Here is a 20,601-nt window from a genome sequence, read left to right as displayed (position 1 = left end):
CTGTCCTGCCAGCGAGGGACAATCGAGAACGGACCTCGATGAAGCAAGCCCATTCCTTTCAGGATTCGCCCACGCTTCCGCAGCGGCCATTCACAGAGGATTACCCTCATGGAATCAAAAATTCGCCGGACCACGATGAAGGCAGCCCACTCCCTTCAGATCGTGAAGGAAGACCCCTCACTGCACCCTTCGTGGCTGGACGACGGTTCGTGGGAGCGGATGAAAAAATCGATCCGGAAGCAATGGCAGCAATTGCGGAAGGACTCACCGGACGCCCAATAGAACTGACAGCGAACCGAAATCGTATTGGATCAGACGCTGGTCGCTACGTACGCTACGGTGATGAACAAGCTATCCGCATTGACCCTAATCTTGGCGACAAGATTGGGCCTCGTGTTGTTGCGCACGAAGTGGGCCACGCTATAGACGATATCGCCGGAACAATCCCAACCGACGGATTGATCAAAGAACTTGAGACCGTCTACAACACGCTGACCAATCCACAAAAATACGGCCCGCCGATGAAGCCCCAGCATATGGGGTACAAGGGCGACGACATCAAACGTGAGTTGATGACAGAAGCGATCCGAGCCTACCTGACCAACCCGAATTACCTGAAAACCGTCGCGCCCAAGACAGCGGCCCGCATCCGCGAATATGCGAACACCAACCCCAGGATCAGCAAGTTTGTCCAGTTCAATGCCTTGACGCCGCTGGGCCTCGGCGTTGGGGCCTCACAGGATGAAAATGAGTAGCGATTTGGGGACGTAGACAAATGATCAGATTGAGTCCTGACAGGACTCAATCTGTCATGTCGAGATCGAGGAAATCGCCAGAGGCCTCACCGGACGCCCTCCCGAACTCACCAACGACTGAAGATTGACCGGAAGACACTGCCCCCACCCCACCCCTTGCGCCCCCGCGCCCACCGCACTAGCGTGGCGGCACCAATAAAGCTCGCGGGAGCCATAAAGTGTCTGTCAGCCTCCATACCGCCTCCTACCAGGGTGATGCCGTCCTGGCCGATCTGTTGCGTGCCGACGGGATCGACCGGTCGGTCGCGTCCATCCGGGACCTGATCGCCGGGGTCAATGCCGCACCTGATGGCGAATTGCCCGATGCCTGGCTGGACCTTGTCTCGGCCCGCCGGTCGGAGGCGACGTCGGAGCAGCTGACGGCCCTGCGCGCCACCATCGACCGCCCGGCCGACCCCGCCAAGGGCGACCATGCCGCCCGGCTGGCGGCCCTGCGCGCCGAGTTGAAGCGGCGCGGGCTGGACGGGTTCGTCATTCCGCGTGCCGACGAATATCAGGGCGAATATGTGCCGCTGCGCGGCAGCCGTCTGGCCTGGATCAGCGGCTTCACCGCGTCAGCCGGTGCGGTCGTCGTGCTGCTGGACAAGGCCGCCGTCTTCGCCGATGGCCGCTACACCATCCAGGTGCGCCAGGAAGTGTCGCCCAGCCTGTTCAGCTATCACCATCTGGTCGAGGAATTCCACGGCGACTGGGCGGCGGCGAACCTGCCGCCCGGGTCCCGCCTGGGCTTCGATCCCTGGATGCACACCGCCGCCTGGGCCGACAAGATGCGCGCCAGCCTGAACCCTGCCGGCGTGGAACTGGTGGCCACCGACGGCAGCCCCGTCGATGCGGTGTGGACAGACCAGCCGCCGGCCCCGTTGGGCGTGGTGAATATCCAGCCGCTATCCGCCGCCGGCCGTTCCGCAGCCGAGAAGCGGGCCGACATTGCCGAGGCGCTGTCCAGGCTGAAGGCCGACGCCGCCGTGCTGACCCAGCCGGACAGCATCGCTTGGCTGTTGAATGTGCGTGGCGCCGACGTGCCCTGCACGCCGCTGCCGCTGTCCTTTGCCACCATCCGCGCCGACGGCAATGTCGACTGGTTCGTTGATCGCTGCAAGCTGGCGCCGGGTTTGGAGGAGCATCTGGGCAACCAGGTCGCGATCCGCGCGCCCGACGAACTGGCCGGCGCGCTGGATGCGCTGGGGACGGAGGGGGCGAAAGTCCGCCTGGATGGCGGCACGGCGGCGCTGTGGGTGGTGGAGCGCCTGTCCAAGGCCGGGGCCAGACTGGACCAGGGTGGTGACCCCTGCGTCCTGCCCAAGGCCGTGAAGAACCAGACGGAGATCGAGGGGGCGAAGGCCGCCCATCGCCGCGACGGTGCCGCCCTGGTGCGTTTCCTGCGCTGGTTCGATATCGAGGCACCCAAGGGCCAATTGGACGAGCTGACGGTCGTGGCCAAGCTGCATAAGGCCCGCCAGGGTGCCGCCGATTTCCGCGGCCCCAGCTTCGAGACAATCAGCGGCGCCGGCCCCAACGGCGCCATCGTGCATTACCGCGCGACCCCAGCCACCAACCGCCGCATCGAGAATAACAGCGTCTTCCTGCTGGATAGCGGCGGGCAGTATCTGGACGGCACCACCGACATCACCCGCACCCTGGCGGTCGGCGATGTCGGCCCGCAGGCGCGCCGGCATTTCACCCTGGTGCTGAAGGGCCATATCGCGTTGAACCGCGCCCGCTTCCCGGCTGGTACCGCCGGCAGCCAGCTGGACACATTGGCGCGGCAGTTCCTGTGGCAACAGGGGCTGGATTACGACCATGGCACCGGCCACGGCATCGGTTCCTACCTGTCGGTGCATGAGGGGCCGCAGCGTATCGGCAAGCAGCTGAACAGCGTCACCCTGCTGCCCGGCATGATCCTGTCGAACGAGCCGGGTTACTATCTGGCCGGTTCCTATGGCCTGCGCATGGAAAATCTGGAACTGGTGGTGCCGGTGGCCGTGCCGGGGGCCGAACGGCCGATGCTGGGTTTCGAGACGCTGACAATCTGCCCCATCGACCGCCGCATGATCGACCCCGCCCTGCTGACGGGGGAGGAGCGAGACTGGCTGAACGCCTATCATGCACGGGTGAAGGCGGAATTGTCGCCGCTGGTGTCGGGCGATGACCTGGCCTGGCTGGAACAGGCGACGGCGGCTCTGCTGTGATGGGCGACCGGCCGGGGGCTTTCCCCCGGCCGGTGCTTACCCCTTCGCGGTATAGGGTGCCTCCAGGCCCGCCGTCACATAATCGATGACGCGGGCCGCCACGGCGTCCAGATCATCCAGCTGGCAGAGCCCGCCCGACAGGGTCTCCAGCCGTTTGATATCCGTATAGAGCGAATGCTGCACGCCCATGGCGAAATGCAGGCGCCAATAAACCTCGTTCTGCGGCAGGTGCGGCAGGGCGCGGGCCAGCGACAGGGCGAAGCGCTGCAAATGCCCCACCTCCTTGTCCAGCATCTCCCGCGCTTCCGCCGGACCGTCGCCACGCGCAAACGCCACGAACTGGTTGTAGAGCGCCAGACGCGTGGAGGTGAAGGAATAGCGGATGGCCGGCAGCACCAGCGCGGCCACGATGTCGCGCACCGGCGGGGTGGCGCCATTGGCCTTTTCCTCCGCCTCGCGCAGCAGACGGGCACGGGCGCGGTTCAACTCCATGGCGCCGCGCCGGAACACGGCGATCAGCAGCGCGTCCTTCGACCCGAAATGATAATTCACCGCCGCCAGGTTCACGCCCGCGGCCTGCGTCAGCTCGCGCAGCGATACGGCGGAATAGCTTTTCTCAGCGAATAATTTCTCCGCCGCGTCCAGGATCACTTCCTTGGTATCCTGGCGCCCGCCCATCACTTGCGTGTCGGCGGCCGGATCGGCCCCTGCCTTCATCCCGTTTCGTCCCCGCTACAGCCCTGAACCACAGCCCTGAATCACCCCTTGGCCGGGGCATTATACGCGACCGTATCAAACGGCCGTTCACACTTTATCCATGCCGCGCGCCGACGCCAACCATCCTGTAACCCGCATGACAGCTGGCATGACGTTACGGAAGAGGGTGGGGGCTTCATGGATTGACTTAAACAGTTGTTTGAAATTAACATGGGGTCAATGACAATCCCAGCACCATCGGTGCCGGCAGAGGGGAAACGCCAGATGAGCCAGCTTCCTGTCCGTTACGACCGCCAGGGCGCGGTCGGTGTCGTCACCGTGGACAGCCCGCCCGTCAACGCCCTGTCCCAGGCCGTGCGCCAGGGGCTGTGGGACGCGGTGACGCAAGGGTTCAACGATCCCGCCGTCACCTCCCTGGTCATCGTCGGTGCCGGGCGCACCTTCATTGCCGGGGCCGACATCGCGGAGTTCCTGACCGGTGGCATGGGCGAGCCCGACCTGAACGATGTCAACGCCCTGATCGAATCGGGGCCTAAGCCGGTGATCGCCGCCATCCATGGCACCGCCCTGGGCGGCGGGCTGGAAGTGGCCCTGTCCTGCCATTACCGCGTCGCATTGGCCAAGGCGCAGGTGGGATTGCCGGAAGTGAAGCTGGGCATCCTGCCCGGCGGTGGCGGCACGCAGCGCCTGTCGCGGCTGGTCGGGGCGAAGACCGCCATCGACATGATCACCACCGGTGCCTTCCTGCCGGCAGCCAAGGCCCTGTCCCTGGGCATCATCGACCATGTCGGTGAAGGCACCGACCCGCTGGCCGCAGCACTGGCCTTCGCCGCAACCCTGCCTGCCGGCCCGCACAAGCGTACGCGGGATCGGGAGGAGGGCTTGGCCGCCGACAAGGGCAGTGCGGTGTTCGATGAGGCGCGTACCGCGCTGGCCAGGTCCGCGCGCGGCCAGTTCGCGCCGCAGCGCTGTGTCGACGCCTTGGAGGCCGCCTTCACCCTGCCTTTCGATGCCGGTTTGAAGCACGAGCGGGAGCTGTTCTTCCAATGCATGGCGCATGATCAGGCCAAGGCCCTGATCCATGTGTTCTTCGCCGAACGCGCCATCTCCAAGATTCCCGACGTGCCGCCCAGCGTACCTGCGCGCAAGATCGCGCAAGTTGCCGTGCTGGGCAGCGGCACGATGGGCGGCGGCATCGCCATGAACTTCGTCAATGCCGGCATTCCCGTGCGCCTGCTGGACCTGGACCAGGCGGCGCTGGATCGCGGCATGGGCGTCATCGCCAAGAATTATGCGGGCACGGTCGCCAAGGGCAAGCTGGCCCAGGCGGAGATGGACAAGCGCCTGTCGCTGATCCAGCCCACCACCGACTATGCCGACCTGGCTGATGCCGACCTGATCGTCGAGGCGGTGTTCGAGGATGCGGACGTGAAGGCCACGGTCTTCCGAAGGATTGACGCGGTGGCCAAGCAAGGCGCCATCCTGGCATCCAACACCTCCACCCTGGACCTGGACGCTATCGCCGCCCACACCCAGCGCCCGGCCGACGTCATTGGCATGCATTTCTTCAGCCCGGCCAATGTGATGAAGCTGCTGGAGGTGGTACGCGGCAAGCATACCGCCCCGGACGTCATCGCCACCGCCATGGCCGTGGGCAAGCAGATCGGCAAGGTCAGCGTCCTGGTCGGCAATTGCGACGGGTTCGTGGGCAACCGCATGGTCCAGTATTACGCGACCGAGGCCCAGCGCCTGGTGATCGAGGGCGCGTCGGTGGAGCAGGTAGACAAGGCCGCCCTGGAATTCGGCCTGGCCATGGGGCCGTTTGCCATGGGTGATCTGGCCGGGCTGGACGTGATGGGTTTCATCCGGGCACGGCGCGTGGCCGCCGGCCTGATCTATGGCACGCCGCTGGCCGATCGCATCGATCCGGCGCGCAAGGGCCAGAAGAATGGCCGCGGCTGGTACCGGTATGAACCCGGCAACCGTACCCCTCTGTCCGATCCGGAGGTCACGGCCGTCATCGACGCCTATCGCGCGGAAAGGGGCATCACCCCGCGCGCCATCAGCAATGAGGAGATCAGCAAGCGCCTGATCTACAGTCTGGTGAATGAGGGGGCGAAGATCCTTGAGGAAGGGATGGCGTTGCGGGCCGGCGATATCGACATCGTCTATATCTATGGCTACGGCTTCCCCGCCTGGCGCGGCGGCCCGATGAAATTCGCGGAACTGGCCGGGCTGGATAATGTCCTGGCCGACATCACCCGCTATCATGCCGATGCCGTGGCGGCAAGCGACGCCGACAGCGCCTATTGGGAGCCGGCCCCACTGCTGCGGCGGCTGGTGGCGGAAGGGAAGAAGGGCTTCGGGTGAGCATTTGCTGCTCCCCACCCGCCCCTTACCCCCTTTCAGCGAAAGTCCCCGCCATGACCGCCATCTTCGAGATGTCACCCCGTGCCCGCGATCTGCATGAGCGGCTGACCGCTTTCATGGACGCCTATGTCTATCCCAACGAGCCCGCGCTTTATGCCCAGGTGGCGGAAGGCCCGACCCGGTGGAAGCCGGTGCCGCTGCTGGAGGAACTGAAGGAAAAGGCCCGCCAGGCCGGCCTGTGGAACCTGTTCCTGCCGGACAGCGACTTAGGCGCGGGTCTGACCAACCTGGAATATGCGCCGCTGTGCGAGATCATGGGCCGCTCCCATTGGGCACCGGAAGTATTCAACTGCTCTGCCCCCGACACAGGCAATATGGAGGTGCTGGTCCGCTATGGCACGGATGAGCATAAGGAGCGCTGGCTCAAGCCCTTGTTGGCCGGTGAAATCCGGTCGGCCTTCGCCATGACGGAACCGGCGGTGGCCTCCTCTGACGCCACCAACATCGCCACCCGCATCATCCGCGACGGCGATGAGTATGTGATCAATGGCCGCAAATGGTGGATCAGCGGCGCCAGCGACACGCGCTGCAAGATCATGATCGTCATGGGCAAGACCGACCCGGACGGGGAGGATCGCCATCGCCAGCAATCCATGATCCTGGTGCCCACCGACACGCCCGGCGTCACGGTCAAGCGCCCCCTGCCTGTCTTCGGCTATGATGATGCGCCACACGGCCATTCCGAGGTGCTGTTCGAGAATGTGCGGGTACCGGCATCCAACCTGCTGCTGGGCGAGGGCCGAGGGTTCGAGATCGCGCAGGGCCGCCTGGGCCCGGGCCGCATCCATCATTGCATGCGCCTGATCGGCGCGTCGGAGCGCGCCCTGGAACTGATGTGCAAGCGCCTGTCCTCGCGCGTCGCCTTCGGCAAGCCCATTGCGGCACAAAGCATCTGGCTGGAGCGCATTGCCGATGCCCGCATCGCCATCGATCAGGCCCGCCTGCTGACCCTGCAGGCCGCGCACATGATGGACACGGTGGGCAACAAGGTGGCCAAGGCCCAGATCGCCATGATCAAGGTCGTGGCCCCCAATGTCGCCTGTCAGGTCATCGACATGGCCATCCAGGCCCATGGCGGCGGCGGCGTCTGCGATGATTTTCCGCTGGCCTGGGCCTATGCCAATGCCCGCACCTTGCGCCTGGCCGACGGCCCGGACGAGGTGCATCGCAACCAGATCGGCAAGATGGAACTGGGCAAGTACCGGGGGTGAGGTACTGCGTTGGTTTCAGACGCTGACTGTTTTAAGTAGCAACACAACTTACCCGCCTTCCCGGCGCAGGCCGGGACCCAGGGGCCACAGGATCAAACCTCGACGCTGCTTGGATCAAAGCGGCTGAAAGGTCGGGCGCTTGACCCTGGGTCCCGGCCTGCGCCGGGAAGGCGAGAGAGAATATCGCACCGTATCGTTTACGCCCCCGGCACGCCCTTGGTCGTCGAATATTCGAAATGCATGGGCTGGTCGGGATGGATCAGGGCATGCACGGCGTGTGCTGCCATCGCCGCCTCGCTGAACCCGCACAGGATCAGCTTCAACTTGCCCGGATAATGGGCGATGTCGCCGATGGCATAGATACCCGGCGCCGACGTGGCCAGGGTCCGCTGATCGGCCAGGATGTGGCCCTTCTCCATGTCCAGGCCCCAATCAGCGATGGGACCCAGATTCATCGCGAGGCCAAAGAAGGGCAGCAACACATCAGCCGCCAGCACCTTCTCCTTGTCGTCCAGGTCGGCGACGCGCACGCCGGTCAGCTTTCCGTCGGTGCCTTCCAAGCCGGACAGCTGGTACGGCACCACCATCTCCACCCGGCCCTCCTTCACCAGCGCGTCCAGGCGGGAGACGCTTTCCGGTGCCGCGCGGAATTTCGGCCGTCGGTGGACCAGCATGACATGGGCCGCGACCTCGGCCAGGCTGTTGGCCCAGTCAACGGCGCTGTCGCCGCCCCCGGCGATGACGATGCGTTTGCCGGCGAAATCCTGGCGGCGCTTCACCAGATAGAAGACGCCCGTGCCCTCGTACTGTTCCAGACCCTCCAGCGGCGGCTTGTTGGGGCCGAAGGCGCCCACACCGGCGGCGATGATCACCGCCTTGGCATCGATGACCGTGCCCTTGTCGGTGCCCACACGCCAGCCGGCGTCGGTCCGGGTCAGCGTCGTGACCTGCTGGCCCAGATGATAGGTGGGGCTGAACGGGGCCGCCTGTTCGGCCAGCTTGTCGATGAGGTCGGCACCGTCGATGGCGGGATGGGCTGGGATGTCATAGATCGGCTTTTCCGGGTACAGCGCCGCGCATTGACCACCCACCATGTCGAGCGCGTCCACCACATGGGTGCGCAGCTTCAGCATGCCGCATTCGAACACGGCGAACAGGCCCACAGGGCCGGCGCCGATAATGACGACATCGGTGGAATGGACAATCTCGGTCGACATGGATCAACGCTCCCGGCGGGCGGATATCGGACAGGTGGCGTTTGGTGCCGCGTTTCGGGACGGATGGCAAGGGTGTGATTGCGTCGCCTCTTGCAGTGCGGGGCCCTTTTGTCGGAGTCTGGCTGCCATGATCCAGGAAAGCCCACCCGTATGACGCTTACCCTTTCCCTTCCCGACGAGGCCGCGACGGCGGCGCTGGCAGCCCGCATCGCCCCGCATCTGCGGGCCGGCGACGTGGTGACGCTGCGCGGCGACTTAGGCGCCGGCAAGACGGCGCTCGCCCGCGCCATGATCCGGCATCTGGCCGGCAATCCGGCAGAGGAGGTGCCCAGCCCCACCTTCACCCTGGTGCAGACCTATGAGCATCCGTCGCCGCCCATCTGGCATTTCGACCTCTATCGCCTGACCGATCCGGGCGAGGTGGTGGAACTGGGCTGGGAGGAGGCTCGCGATGCCTGCGCCCTGGTGGAATGGCCGGAACGGCTGGGGCCACTGATGCCCCGCGACCGGTTGGATGTGGAATTGACGCTGGACGGGCCGGCGGCCCGGCGTGCGGTGCTGACCGGGCATGGTGTCTGGGCTGCACGGCTGGAAGGATTGTGACCCCGAATGCGTGACGAAATGATCCGTTCCTTCCTGGATCGGGCAGGCTGGGCCGATGCCGCCCGCCTGTCGATGGGCGCCGACTGGTCCACCCGCCGGTATGAGCGGCTGACCAGACCGGATGGCACCCGCGCCATCCTGATGGATGCGGCCGGTGACGGGGCCGGACAGGTGCCGCCGTTTTTGCGCATGTGCGCCCTGCTGCGCGATGTGGCCCTGTCGGCACCGGAGATTTTCGCCGAGGACACGGGCCAGGGTCTGCTGCTGCTGGAGGATTTCGGCGATGACAGTTTCGCCACCCTGCTGGAGCAGGGCGACGACCCCTGGCCGCTCTATCAGGTGGCAACCGACGTGCTGTCCCACCTGCATGACCGGTTCGACAATGGGACGGCACCGGATGTGCAGCGCTACGATCTGAGCCTGTTTACCAGACAGGTGGCCCTGTTCGGCGATGCCTATCTGGATGCGGCGGAGCAGCCGTTGAGCGCGGCCGGCCGCCGGGCACTGGACGATGCCTGGGTCACGGTGCTGGGCCAGGTGCTGGGTATCGTGCCGGACAGCCTGCTGCTGCGCGACTATCATCCCGGCAACCTGATGGCCCTGCCCATGCGGCCGGGTGTGCGGGCCTGCGGGTTGCTGGATGTGCAGGATGGCGGCATCGGTCCCGTCAGCTATGATCTTTTGTCGCTGTTGCAGGATGCGCGGCGCGATGTGCCGGACGCCATCCAGGCCGCCATGATCGATCGCTATCTGACCGCCCGCCCCGGCCTGTCGCGCGATGCGTTCCTGGCCAGCTACGCCGTGATGGGCGCCATGCGCCATGCCCGCATCCTGGGCCGCGTAGCGCAACTGGCGGCGGGCGGGGGCAAGGCCAGGCAGCTGGCCTTCCTGCACCGGGTCTGGGGCCAGTTCCAGGGGGCCATCGCGCACCCGCTGCTGTCGCCGTTACAAAGTTTCATGGATCAGCATTTGCCCCGTGACGGGGCTGTGGCCCATATTCTTGGGCGTTAAGCCGAATTGGAGTGAGTGAGATGTCGTTGATGCCCAAGCGGGCGATGGTGCTGGCGGCCGGTCTGGGCCTGCGCATGCGCCCGATCACCTTGGAGACGCCCAAGCCGCTGATTTCCGTGGGCGGCCGTACCCTGCTGGACCACGCGCTGGACCGCCTGGAGGCGGCGGGCGTGGAGGAGGCCGTGATCAATGCCCATTGGCTGGCCGACAAGATCGAGGCGCACCTGGAGGCAAACCCCCGCCGCAAGCTGCGGCTGACCCTGTCGCGCGAAAATGTGCAACTGGAGACGGGCGGCGGCGTGAAAAACGCCCTGCCGCTGCTGGGCGATGAACCGTTCTTCGTGGTCAATGCCGACATCGTCTGGCTGGACGGGCCGGTGCCGACACTGAAGCGCCTGGCCGCCGCCTGGAACCCGGACCTGATGGACAGTCTGCTGCTGGTCACGCCGACCGCCACCGCCATCGGCTATGACGGGCGCGGCGATTACCAGATGGACCCGGACGGCCGCCTGTCCACCCGCGCGGATCTGGAGGTGTCACCCTTCGTGATGGCCGGCGTGTCGATCATGAATGCGGCACAGTTCGCCGACACGCCCGCGGGCGCCTTCTCCAACCTGCTGCTGTGGCGGCGGGCGGAAGAAGCGGGCCGGCTCTATGGCGTGCGGCATGAGGGCAACTGGTACCATGTCGGCACCCCGGCCGCCGTGCCGCAGGTCGATACCCATCTGGCCGCCCCGGCCAGCCGGGAGGTCGTGCCCTGATGCAAGGGCCTGCCATACCCGCCCCTTCCGCCCGCGTCTTCACGCTGGCCCCCAACCTGCCCTTCGTCGACGCGCTGGCGGCCGGTTTGTGGGAACAGGCGGGCGGGGATGTGCTGGCCCTGAACCGGTTCACGGTGCTGCTGCCGACGGCGCGCGCGGTGCGATCGTTGCGCGAGGCGTTCCTGCGCCTGTCGGGCGGGCGGCCCGTGCTGCTGCCCCGCATGGCGCCGCTGGGCGATGTCGACGGGGACGAGGTGTCCTTGATGATGGATGGGGTGACGGGCAAGGCCGGGGGCCTGGACCTGCCGCCGGCCATCGGCCCGTTGCGCCGTCAATTGCTGCTGGCCCGCGCCATCGCCGCAGCCGGCGACCGTTTCGCCAAGACCAGGGCGCAGGCAGCCCGGCTGGCGCGTGAACTGGCCAAGCTGCTGGACCAGACACAGACGGAGATGGTGGGGTTCGACCGGCTGCACAATCTGGTGCCCGCCGATTATGCCGAACATTGGCAGGTGACGCTGTCCTTCCTGTCGATCATCGTGGAGCAATGGCCGGTCATCCTGGCCGCCGAAGGGGCGGTGGACCCGGCGCAGGAGCGCAACAACCGCCTGCTGGCCTATGCCGCGGCGTTGCGGGCGGCCCCGCCCGCGTACCCGATCATCGCCGCCGGTTCCACCGGGTCGATCCCGGCCACGGCGGAACTGCTGTCCACCATCGCCCGGCTGCCCACCGGTTGCGTCGTCCTGCCCGGCCTGGACCGGGAATGCGATGCCGCGACCTGGGACGCGCTGGACGACGCCCATCCGCAATTCGGCCTGAAGCAGCTGATCGACCGCATCGGCGTGACAAGGGCGCAGGTGGCCGACTGGCCCCTGGCCGCCCGCGTCACCCCCTCCTGCCCCCCCGCCCGCACCGCCCTGATCGCCGAAGCGCTGCGGCCGGCGGGCACGACGGAGGCGTGGCGCGACCTGGGCGATCTGGACCCGTCGGTGCTGTCCGGCCTGACCCGCATCGATGCCGCCACCCCGCAGGAGGAGGCGGGCGTGATCGCCCTGATCCTGCGCCAGGCCCTGGAGATGCCGGAACAGACGGCGGCCCTGGTCACGCCCGACCGCAACCTGGCCCGCCGCGTGGCCACCGAACTGCGCCGCTGGGACGTGCGGGTGGATGACAGCGCCGGCCGCCCCCTGGCCCAGACGCCGGTCGGATCCTATCTGCGCCTGATCATGGATACGGCGGTGCAGGGTGCCCCCATCCCGCTGCTGTCGCTGCTGAAGCACCCGATGGCGGGGGCGGGCTGGCCGGCGGGACAGTTGCGGCGCCAGGCGCGTCTGCTGGAAACCGCCATCCTGCGCGGGCCACGTCCGGCGGCGGGGCTGGAGGGCTTGCGCCAGGCCATCCGCTTCGTCGCGTCGGATGCCGCCGACAAGCGCCGCCGCCTGAACAACCAGGCCATCCGCGACGATCTGCTGGCGGTGGTGGACCGGCTGGAGGCGGCGCTGGGCGACCTGGCCGCCGCCGTCGCGGATGGGGAGGAACGGCCGCTTTCCGACTGGCTGCGCCTGCATGTGGGTGCGGCGGAAGCACTGGCCGCACTGGAGGATGAGGCTGGCGCCGACCGGCTGTGGCGCGACAAGGACGGGGAGGCGGCGGCCGGCTTCATCGATGAGCTGCGCGAGGCCGCCGACGGCTATCCCCCCCTGGGCGGCAAGGATTATGCCGGCCTGATGGAGGTGCTGATCGCAGGGCGTGCCGTGCGCTCCACCTTCGGCCTGCATCCACGCCTGCATGTGCTGGGCCTGATGGAGGCGCGGCTGCAGCAGTTCGACGTCATGGTCCTGGCGGGGTTGAACGAGGGCACCTGGCCGCCGGCCCCGCCGCCCGACCCCTGGATGTCGCGCCCAATGCGGCGGGATTTCGGCCTGCCGGCGCCGGAGCGCATGGTGGGACAGGCGGCGCATGATTTTGCGACATCCTGCGGGGCCAGGACCCTGTACCTGACCCGCTCGGAGCGCGTGGAGGGCACGCCCACCGTGCCGTCGCGCTGGCTGCTGCGCCTGGACACGGTGCTGGACAAGGCGGGGCTGCGCGGCCGGATCGAGGGCAATGCCGGCCATTGGCGCGGATTGTGGCAGGCGCTGGACCGGCCGGCCCGCGTGCGGCCCTGTTCCGCCCCGGCGCCAAAACCGCCGCTGGCCGCCCGTCCGCGCCGCCTGTCCGTTACCCAGATCGAAACCTGGATGCGCGATCCCTACGCCATCTATGCCGCCAAGGTGCTGGACCTGTCGGCCCTGGACCCGATCGATGCCGATCCGGGGGCAGCAGAGCGCGGGCAGATCATCCATACCGCCCTGGATGCCTTCGTCCGGCAATATCCCGACGCCTTGCCGCCCGACCCGCTGGCCGAACTGCTGTCCATCGGCCGGGGCGCCTTCGGCGATCTGCTGGACCAGCCGGGCGTCGCCGCCTTCTGGTGGCCGCGGTTCGAGAAGGTGGCCGCCTGGTTCGTGGCGCAGGAGGCGGAACGCCGCCGCACCATCCGGCCCCTGGCCACCGAGGTGTCGGGACGCATCACCCTGGCGGGTCCGGCCGGCGACTTCATCCTGACGGCCAAGGCCGACCGCATCGACCGCACGCCCACCGGCGGGCTGGTCCTGATCGATTACAAAACGGGCACGCCGCCCGGCGACAAGGAAGTCAAGCTGGGCAAGGCGCCGCAGCTACCGCTGGAGGCGCTGATCGCGGCACAGGGCGGGTTCGAGCATGTGAAGGGTGCGCGCGTCGATGGGCTGGAATATTGGCGCCTGTCCGGCGGCGACCCGGCCGGCACCATCCGCGTGCTGAAGGAAGATCCGGCGGCGCTGGCGCTGGAGGCACGCGAAGGGCTGCTGGACCTGATCCACCAGTTCGACAATCCCGACATGCCCTATCATAGCCAGCCGCGCCCCGCCTGGACGCCCAAATATACCGACTATGCCCACCTGGCCCGCGTCAAGGAATGGTCGGCCGGCGGCGGGGGCGAGACGGAGGGGTAACGCGCAGCAAGGGTGCCCGCCATGAACGATGAAATCCGCCAACTGGCCGAACAGCTTCTGACCAGGGGTGAAACGGTGTTGAGCGAAAGGGAGCGGCGTGTGCTGTCGCGCATCGCCCATCGCCGCGCCATCACCCGCAATGGCCATTTCGAATTTGAGGCGTCGATGGGTTTCGGCGACCGGTTGTCCGACCGGGTGGCCAGCATCGGCGGGTCCTGGTCCTTCGTCATCGGCTTCGGCCTGTGCATGGCGGTCTGGATGGGGTTGAACGCCGCCATCTGGGGTTTTGCCTGGGACCCCTATCCTTACATCCTGCTGAACCTGATGCTGTCCACCCTGGCGGCGCTGCAGGCACCCATCATCATGATGTCGCAGAACCGGCAGGCCGCCAAGGACCGGGCCCAGGCCAACATGGACTATGAGATCAACCTGAAGGCCGAGCTGGAGATCATGGCCCTGCATGAGAAGCTTGACCGGCTGCGCATCGATCAGGTGGAAGGCATGCTGGACCGGCAGCAGCAGGAACTGGCCCTGCTGCGCGCGGCGGTGGAGAAGCTGGCGGCCGCCCAATAGGTAGGCACCAAGGCCGGCGACCGCCGGCCCGCGACCCCGTGGTCGCGCAAGCCAAGCCGCTGGATGGCGGCGCCCGGCGCCTGAGGGAACATGCAAGCGCATGGCCGCAATATTCCTTCGTGCATTGACCCCGGCACTTGCCGAAAAGCATAAGCGGGGTCTGGATATTGCCGGGATGGGTGCCATGGGTGTGGGTTCGCAGGATCTGGGTTCGGCGCGGCGGCTGATCGTGAAGATCGGGTCGGCCCTGATGGTCGATGCCGCCACCCACCGCATCCGCACCGACTGGCTGGACAGCGTGGCCGATGATGTCGCCGCACTGCGGGCGCGCGGGGTGGAGGTGGTGATCGTCACGTCCGGAGCCGTGGCCTGCGGGCGCGAGCATCTGGGCCTGGTCGGCCGCCCCCTGCGGCTGGAGGAAAAGCAGGCCGCCGCCGCCACCGGCCAGATCCGGCTGGCGCACGCGTACCAGGAGACGCTGGCCCGCCACGGCATCACCGTGGCCCAGGTGTTGCTGACCCTGGACGATACCGAAGACCGCCGCCGCCACCTGAACGGCCGCGCCACCATCGAAACCCTGCTGAAGCTGGGCGCCGTCCCTGTCATCAATGAGAATGACACGGTGGCCACAGCGGAAATCCGCTTCGGCGACAATGACCGGCTGGCCGCCCGCGTGGCGCAGATGATCAGCGCCGACACGCTGGTCCTGCTGTCGGATATCGACGGTCTCTACACCGCCGATCCGCGCAAGGACCCCGACGCCAAGCACATCCCGATCGTGCGGGAGATCACGCCGGAGATCGTGGGCATGGCCGGTGAGCCGCCGCCGGGTTACAGCAGCGGCGGCATGGTCACCAAGATCGTGGCCGGGCGCATCGCGCTGGCCGCCGGCTGCCGCATGGCCATCGCCATGGGCAAGCGTGACAATCCCCTGGGCGCCCTGGCCCAGCCCGTGGAACAGGGCGGCGCGCTGGCCACCTGGTTCGTGCCCAATGCCGAGCCACGCACGGCCCGCAAGCGCTGGATCGCCGGGGCGCTGAAGCCACTGGGCACGCTGGTCCTGGATGCCGGTGCGGTGGCCGCCCTGCTGAAGGGCGGGTCGCTGTTGCCAGCCGGCGTGCGCGGGGTGGAGGGGGAGTTCGAGCGTGGCGATCTGGTGCTGATCCAGGGGCCGGACGGGCGCACGGTCGGGCGCGGCCTGTCGGCCTATGCTGCCCCCGATGCCCGCGCCATCGCCGGGCGGCGCAGTGCGGAGATCGAGGCTGTGCTGGGCTATCGCGGCCGCGACGAGATGGTGCATCGCGACGATCTCGTCCTGGGCTGACGGGCCACCCGGCGCTATAGTCCCCGCACCCGATACGGAGCCTCACGCATGACCGACACCGCCCCCACGGCCGCCTTGCTGATCATCGGCAACGAGATCCTGTCAGGCCGCACGCAGGATGCCAATCTGGCCTTCATCGCCAACCATCTGGTCAACCTGGGCATCCGGTTCCGGGAAGCGCGGGTGGTGCCGGACGAGGAGGTTGAGATCGTGGCCGCGATCAACGCGCTGCGCGCCCGCTACACCTATGTCTTCACCACCGGCGGCATCGGGCCGACGCATGACGACATCACGGCCGAATGCATCGCCAAGGCCTTTGGCGTCGCCCTGATCCGCCATCCAGAGGCCGTGCGCCGGCTGGAAGCTCATTATGCCGGGACCGGCATGCTGAACGAGGCGCGGTTGCGCATGGCCAACACGCCGGAAGGTGCCATCCTGATCGACAATCCGGTCTCCACCGCGCCCGGCTTCCAGATCGGCAACGTCTTCGTCATGGCCGGCGTGCCCAAGATCATGCAGGCCATGCTGACCGGTATCGGCGACCGGCTGGTGGGCGGGCCGGTGGTGCGGACCAAGTCGGTGGCGTCGGCCATTCCGGAAGGCACCTTCGCCGACGCGCTGCGCGCCATCGCCGCCGATTATCCGGCCGTCGATATCGGCTCCTACCCCGCCTTCCGCCAGGGCAAGATTTCAACCTCCCTGGTGCTGCGCGCCACCGATCCGGATCTGCTGGCAAGGGCGACGGAAGCGGCGGCGGAAATGTTGCGGACCCTGGGGGGGGATCCGATCATTACAGACGGTTACGGGGATCAGTAGGACGGGTCGGCAGTGGCCAGGGGGTATAATCATGTTTCTGATGCCACGCCGTCGCCTACTCGGTGCTGCCATGGCCGCTCTGGTCCCCGCCTTGCCGGCGCTGGCCGGTGGACGGCGGCTGACCTGCGGTGTGATGGAGGCACCCCCCTGGCACCTGCCGGACGATCCGAAACAGGGTGTCGCGGTGGAGGTCATGGGGGACCTGTCCCGCCATTCGGGCCTCGACATCCAGATCGTACCGGCCCCGCTAATCCGGTTGATTATGGGAATGAAGGCGGGTCAACTGGACCTCATCACCTTCTTCGAACTGCCGGAACTGCAAGGACTGGCAGAACCCGTGGGGATATTGGGCCATCTGGCCATGGGGGTTGTCACCCGGCCCGGCCTCAATCCGCAATCACCCGCAGACCTCGCGGGATGCCGGATCGGTCTGCTGCGGGGGAACAACCGCGATAACCTGACGAAAACGCTGCCATCATCGGTCATACTGGTGGAACTGCGCGACCTGACGCTGGGCCTGACCATGATCATTGGCGGGCGGCTCGATGCGTTGATCGGCACGCCGCTGGCCCTTGGCTGGCACCTGAAGCAGGGCGGGTTCGCACCGGGATCCGTGGGCCCCTTCTTCAAATTGCTGAGCGAGCCGCTTTATCTCTATCTCAGCACTGTCCGGCACTATGATGACGATACACCGGAGCGATTGCGGGTGGGCATGCGGTCGATGGACCGCAACCTGGCCCGTCTGACCAGCTATTACTGGAAGGGGGCGGGATATGATAACCCGCCCCCTTTGGTCGATCTCAGTCCGCGTAAACCCCCGCCGCCGTGATCACCGGCTTCCAGCGGGCGATCTCGGCCGCCACATAATCGCCCAGCGCCTTGGGCGTGGCGCGCGCCTCGGCCACCGGTTCGGTCCCCAGCTCGTTGAAGCGCTGCTTCACCATATCATCCTTCAGCGCCACTTTCAGTGCGTCGGACAGCTTCTTGGTCACGGCATCCGGTGTGCCCTTGGGCGCATAGATGCCGTGCCAGACGGCGACCTGCACGCCGGGCAATCCCGCTTCCTTGGTGGTGGGCAGGTCGGGCAGCGACGGCACGCGGGTCGCGGTGGTCACGGCATAGGCCTTGATGGCCCCGCCCTTGATCTGGCCGGTGGTGTTGGTGGTCTGGTCGCACATCAGATCGACCTGACCGCCGACCAGATCATTCATGGCGGGACCTGTGCCCTTGTAGGGAACGGTGGTCAGGGCGGTGCCCAGCGCCTGCATGAACAGCATGCCGCACAGGTGCGACGCGGCACCGACGCCGGCATTGGCCAGGGTCACCTTGTCCGGATTGGCCTTCACATAGGCCACGAGCTCCTTCAGGTCCTTGGCCGGGAAGTCCTTCTTGGCGACGATGGTCATCGGCACGTCGGTGACCAGGCCCACGGGCGCGAAATCAGCCTTCGCGTCATAGGGCAGCTTGCGATAGAGCGTGGCAGAGGTCGCCTGGCCGATATGGTGCAGCAGGATGGTGTAGCCGTCGGGATCGGCCTTGGCCACGCGCGCCGCACCGATGGTGCCGCCGGCGCCGCCGACATTCTCCACGATCACCTGCTGGCCCAGGGTCTTGCTCATCGACTGGGCGACGAGGCGGGCCACGGTGTCGGTCGGGCCGCCGGCGGCGAACGGCACCACCATGGTGACGGGCCGGGTGGGATAGGTCTGGGCCTGGGCCATGCCGGCCCCGACCAGCAGGGAGGCGGCGAGGGCGATGGATGCGAAGCGCATGGTGTCTTCCTCCGGTTTATCGTTGTTGTCGTCAGGTCAAAGGCGGAAACAGACTGGCATAGGCGAGGGTTCAGTCCTCCTCATGGAACACTTCCTCGCGCCGCTTGCGCACCGAGGGCAGCAGCACGATAGCGACCAGGATGATGGCGATAACGATCAGGGTGGCCGACAGCGGCCGGGTCACGAAGATGGACGGGTCGCCACGCGCGATCAGGAAGGACCGGCGCAGGTTCTCCTCCATCAACGGCCCCAGCACGAAGGCCAGCAGCAGCGGCGCCGGCTCGAACCCGTGTTTCAGCAGGAAATAGCCGATGCCCCCGAACAGGGCGACCAGCATCACCTCCACCCCCGATGAATTGATGGAATAGACCCCGATGCAGCAGAACATCAGGATGGCCGGGAACAGAATGCGGTAAGGCACCTTCAGCAGGCGGACCCAGACGCCGACCAGCGGCAGGTTGATGATGACCAGCATGGCGTTGCCGATCCACATGCTGGCGATCATGCCCCAGAACAGGGTCGGGTTCTCGTTCATCACCTGCGGGCCGGGCACGATGCCCTGGATGGTCATGGCCCCGACCATCATGGCCATGACGGCATTGGGCGGGATGCCCAGGGTCAGCAGCGGGATGAAACTGGTCTGCGCGCCGGCATTATTGGCACTTTCCGGCCCGGCCACCCCCTCGATCGCCCCCTTGCCGAAGCGCTGCGGCGTCTTGGAGATTTTCTTCTCCAGGGTATAGGACGCGTAGGGCGCCAGGACGGCACCGTTGCCGGGCAGGATGCCCAGGATGGAACCGATGCCCGTGCCGCGCAGCACGGCGGGGAAGCTCTGCTTGATATCGGCCCAGGTCGGCATCAGGCCGGTGATCTTGGCCCCCAGCACCGTTCGATCCTGGGTCTTTTCCAGATTGCGCAGAATCTCCGCCACACCGAACAAGCCGACCGCTAGGGTGGTGAAATTGATGCCCTCCGCGATCTCTGAAATGCCGAAGGTCAGGCGCTGTTCGCCTGACTCCAGGTCGGAGCCGACGCAGCCCAGCAGCAATCCCACGATGATCATGGAAACCGCCTTGATCACCGATCCGCTGGCCAGCACGGTGGCACCGATCAGGCCCACCAGCATCAGGGCGAAATATTCCGGCGGCCCGAAATTCTGGGCAAACTTGGCCAGGACGGGCCCGAACAAGGCCACCACGAAGGTCGCGACGGAGCCGGCGAAGAACGAGCCCAGGGCCGCGATGGCCAGCGCCGGCCCGGCCCGGCCCTTGCGCGCCATCTGGTGCCCGTCCAGCGTGGTGACGACGGACGAGGTCTCACCCGGCATATTGACCAGGATAGCCGTGGTACTGCCGCCATACTGGGCGCCGTAATAGATGCCGGCCAGCATGATCAGCGCGCCCAGCGGGTCCAGATAGAAGGTGATGGGCAGCAGGATGGCGATGGTGGCGATGGGCCCCAGGCCGGGCAGCACGCCGATCAGCGTGCCGACCAGCGCCCCCATGAAGCAGAGCCCCAGGTTGATGGGCGTGGCCGCGGCCCCGAACCCCATGGCCAGGTTGGAAAACACATTGTCCATGGGTCAGAACCTCGGCCAGAGGGGGAAGGGCAGGCCCAGGGCCAGCACGAACAGGCCGACCGCGAACAGAATCAGCGCCGCGCTGACCACCAGCAGTTCGCGCCATTTCGTGTCGGGGGAACTGAAGGCCGCGATCCCGAACAGCAGCGCCGAAGCGATGACCAGGCCCAGCGGCCGGATGGCCAGACCGAAGGCCAGGATGGCGCCCAGGATGGGCAGAGCCTGGCGCCAATGCAGCCGGTCGAGGCCCGGCCCGTCCAGCACCAGCGACCGGCCGGCGATGATCAGGCCCATCAGGCCGGTCAGCGTGGCCAGTACGGTGGGGAAATAGCCCGGCCCCATGCGCGACGCCGTGCCGAACTTCAACTCCCCGATCTGGCTGAAGGCCAGGATGGACAGAAGGATGAGGGCGACGCCGCCCACGAAATCCTGAGGACTACGCACACGCATGGCGGCCCTCCCCAGCATTGCGGTTGAAACTGGCCGCGGGTCGCCGCATCCGTCCGTCCCTCCCCTGTCTGGCCCCCGCGCTTGTCCGGTGTCACCGGCTG

The 20,601-nt window shown here is 66.9% G+C and carries 17 protein-coding genes; 12 read left to right on the top strand and 5 right to left on the bottom strand.

Annotated features, from left to right (window positions below):
* The first annotated feature begins 38 nt into the window (after nt 1–38).
* Together AC1Q7F_RS23435 and AC1Q7F_RS23430 are read left to right on the top strand one after the other, a co-directional pair.
* Entirely contained in the window at nt 39–755 is a 717-nt protein-coding gene (locus AC1Q7F_RS23435) for a hypothetical protein (protein WP_492510969.1), read from the top strand.
* A 218-nt stretch (nt 756–973) separates the two neighbouring features.
* The gene (locus AC1Q7F_RS23430; protein ID WP_492510968.1) at nt 974–3,004 is read left to right on the top strand and encodes an aminopeptidase P family protein; all 2,031 of its coding nucleotides are present in this window, start codon (nt 974–976) and stop codon (nt 3,002–3,004) included.
* 36 nt (nt 3,005–3,040) lie between these two features.
* On the opposite strand, the gene AC1Q7F_RS23425 is transcribed toward AC1Q7F_RS23430, so the two are convergent.
* A complete protein-coding gene (locus AC1Q7F_RS23425; protein ID WP_492510967.1) occupies nt 3,041–3,721 on the bottom strand; it encodes a TetR/AcrR family transcriptional regulator in 681 nt (226 codons plus the stop codon).
* 264 nt (nt 3,722–3,985) lie between these two features.
* On the opposite strand from AC1Q7F_RS23425, the gene AC1Q7F_RS23420 reads away from it, so the two are divergent.
* Entirely contained in the window at nt 3,986–6,091 is a 2,106-nt protein-coding gene (locus tag AC1Q7F_RS23420; protein WP_492510966.1) for a 3-hydroxyacyl-CoA dehydrogenase NAD-binding domain-containing protein, read from the top strand.
* Nucleotides 6,092–6,144: 53 nt separating this feature from the next.
* Nucleotides 6,145–7,362, top strand: coding sequence for an acyl-CoA dehydrogenase family protein (locus tag AC1Q7F_RS23415; protein ID WP_492510965.1), 1,218 nt, complete (start codon nt 6,145–6,147; stop codon nt 7,360–7,362).
* A gap of 197 nt (nt 7,363–7,559) precedes the next feature.
* Here AC1Q7F_RS23415 and AC1Q7F_RS23410 read toward each other — a convergent pair whose 3' ends face one another.
* Complete coding sequence (locus AC1Q7F_RS23410; RefSeq protein WP_492510964.1) at nt 7,560–8,579, bottom strand: NAD(P)/FAD-dependent oxidoreductase; 1,020 nt, start codon at nt 8,577–8,579, stop codon at nt 7,560–7,562.
* A gap of 150 nt (nt 8,580–8,729) precedes the next feature.
* On the opposite strand from AC1Q7F_RS23410, the gene tsaE reads away from it, so the two are divergent.
* The 8 genes from tsaE (at nt 8,730) to AC1Q7F_RS23370 (ending at nt 17,528) form a co-directional block, all read left to right on the top strand.
* Nucleotides 8,730–9,182: a tRNA (adenosine(37)-N6)-threonylcarbamoyltransferase complex ATPase subunit type 1 TsaE gene (gene tsaE / locus AC1Q7F_RS23405; protein WP_492510963.1), complete on the top strand. Its 453-nt coding sequence runs from the start codon at nt 8,730–8,732 to the stop codon at nt 9,180–9,182.
* 6 nt (nt 9,183–9,188) lie between these two features.
* Complete coding sequence (locus AC1Q7F_RS23400) at nt 9,189–10,193, top strand: aminoglycoside phosphotransferase family protein (RefSeq protein WP_492510962.1); 1,005 nt, start codon at nt 9,189–9,191, stop codon at nt 10,191–10,193.
* A 20-nt stretch (nt 10,194–10,213) separates the two neighbouring features.
* Nucleotides 10,214–10,954, top strand: a complete 741-nt coding sequence (locus AC1Q7F_RS23395; RefSeq protein ID WP_492510961.1) for a nucleotidyltransferase family protein — start codon at nt 10,214–10,216, stop codon at nt 10,952–10,954.
* Nucleotides 10,954–13,986, top strand: coding sequence for a double-strand break repair protein AddB (gene addB / locus AC1Q7F_RS23390; RefSeq protein ID WP_492510960.1), 3,033 nt, complete (start codon nt 10,954–10,956; stop codon nt 13,984–13,986). Before AC1Q7F_RS23395 ends, addB begins: the two co-directional genes overlap by 1 nt.
* A gap of 21 nt (nt 13,987–14,007) precedes the next feature.
* Complete coding sequence (locus AC1Q7F_RS23385) at nt 14,008–14,559, top strand: DUF1003 domain-containing protein (protein WP_492510959.1); 552 nt, start codon at nt 14,008–14,010, stop codon at nt 14,557–14,559.
* A 184-nt stretch (nt 14,560–14,743) separates the two neighbouring features.
* Nucleotides 14,744–15,883 carry a glutamate 5-kinase gene (gene proB, locus AC1Q7F_RS23380; RefSeq protein ID WP_492510958.1) on the top strand — a complete coding sequence of 380 codons (1,140 nt, stop codon included), beginning with the start codon at nt 14,744–14,746 and terminating at the stop codon, nt 15,881–15,883.
* Nucleotides 15,884–15,931: 48 nt separating this feature from the next.
* Nucleotides 15,932–16,699, top strand: coding sequence for a competence/damage-inducible protein A (locus tag AC1Q7F_RS23375; protein WP_492510957.1), 768 nt, complete (start codon nt 15,932–15,934; stop codon nt 16,697–16,699).
* Between the two features lie 31 nt (nt 16,700–16,730).
* Nucleotides 16,731–17,528 (top strand): substrate-binding periplasmic protein, encoded by a 798-nt coding sequence (locus AC1Q7F_RS23370; RefSeq protein WP_492510956.1) that lies wholly within the window; start codon nt 16,731–16,733, stop codon nt 17,526–17,528.
* On the opposite strand, the gene AC1Q7F_RS23365 is transcribed toward AC1Q7F_RS23370, so the two are convergent.
* The 3 genes from AC1Q7F_RS23365 to AC1Q7F_RS23355 form a co-directional block, all read right to left on the bottom strand.
* Complete coding sequence (locus tag AC1Q7F_RS23365) at nt 17,500–18,471, bottom strand: tripartite tricarboxylate transporter substrate binding protein BugD (RefSeq protein WP_492510955.1); 972 nt, start codon at nt 18,469–18,471, stop codon at nt 17,500–17,502. The genes AC1Q7F_RS23370 and AC1Q7F_RS23365 overlap by 29 nt on opposite strands.
* 70 nt (nt 18,472–18,541) lie before the next feature.
* On the bottom strand, nt 18,542–20,050 hold the full coding sequence (locus AC1Q7F_RS23360) for a tripartite tricarboxylate transporter permease (RefSeq protein WP_492510954.1): 1,509 nt from the start codon (nt 20,048–20,050) through the stop codon (nt 18,542–18,544).
* A gap of 3 nt (nt 20,051–20,053) precedes the next feature.
* Entirely contained in the window at nt 20,054–20,500 is a 447-nt protein-coding gene (locus AC1Q7F_RS23355) for a tripartite tricarboxylate transporter TctB family protein (protein WP_492510953.1), read from the bottom strand.
* Between the last annotated feature and the right edge of the window lie 101 nt (nt 20,501–20,601).

The organism is Niveispirillum sp. GW835-FHT14G11 (genome assembly GCF_058793615.1).
This window is presented reverse-complemented; position numbering and strand designations above follow the sequence as displayed.

Coding starts and splice junctions, on each gene's coding strand:
- AC1Q7F_RS23435 (WP_492510969.1), top strand. CDS start 39: ATGAAGCAAGCCCATTCCTTTCAGGATTCGCCCACGCTTCCGCAGCGG.
- AC1Q7F_RS23425 (WP_492510967.1), bottom strand. CDS start 3,721: ATGAAGGCAGGGGCCGATCCGGCCGCCGACACGCAAGTGATGGGCGGG.
- AC1Q7F_RS23420 (WP_492510966.1), top strand. CDS start 3,986: ATGAGCCAGCTTCCTGTCCGTTACGACCGCCAGGGCGCGGTCGGTGTC.
- AC1Q7F_RS23415 (WP_492510965.1), top strand. CDS start 6,145: ATGACCGCCATCTTCGAGATGTCACCCCGTGCCCGCGATCTGCATGAG.
- AC1Q7F_RS23410 (WP_492510964.1), bottom strand. CDS start 8,579: ATGTCGACCGAGATTGTCCATTCCACCGATGTCGTCATTATCGGCGCC.
- tsaE (WP_492510963.1), top strand. CDS start 8,730: ATGACGCTTACCCTTTCCCTTCCCGACGAGGCCGCGACGGCGGCGCTG.
- AC1Q7F_RS23400 (WP_492510962.1), top strand. CDS start 9,189: ATGCGTGACGAAATGATCCGTTCCTTCCTGGATCGGGCAGGCTGGGCC.
- AC1Q7F_RS23395 (WP_492510961.1), top strand. CDS start 10,214: ATGTCGTTGATGCCCAAGCGGGCGATGGTGCTGGCGGCCGGTCTGGGC.
- addB (WP_492510960.1), top strand. CDS start 10,954: ATGCAAGGGCCTGCCATACCCGCCCCTTCCGCCCGCGTCTTCACGCTG.
- AC1Q7F_RS23385 (WP_492510959.1), top strand. CDS start 14,008: ATGAACGATGAAATCCGCCAACTGGCCGAACAGCTTCTGACCAGGGGT.
- proB (WP_492510958.1), top strand. CDS start 14,744: ATGGGTGTGGGTTCGCAGGATCTGGGTTCGGCGCGGCGGCTGATCGTG.
- AC1Q7F_RS23375 (WP_492510957.1), top strand. CDS start 15,932: ATGACCGACACCGCCCCCACGGCCGCCTTGCTGATCATCGGCAACGAG.
- AC1Q7F_RS23370 (WP_492510956.1), top strand. CDS start 16,731: ATGTTTCTGATGCCACGCCGTCGCCTACTCGGTGCTGCCATGGCCGCT.
- AC1Q7F_RS23365 (WP_492510955.1), bottom strand. CDS start 18,471: ATGCGCTTCGCATCCATCGCCCTCGCCGCCTCCCTGCTGGTCGGGGCC.
- AC1Q7F_RS23360 (WP_492510954.1), bottom strand. CDS start 20,050: ATGGACAATGTGTTTTCCAACCTGGCCATGGGGTTCGGGGCCGCGGCC.
- AC1Q7F_RS23355 (WP_492510953.1), bottom strand. CDS start 20,500: ATGCGTGTGCGTAGTCCTCAGGATTTCGTGGGCGGCGTCGCCCTCATC.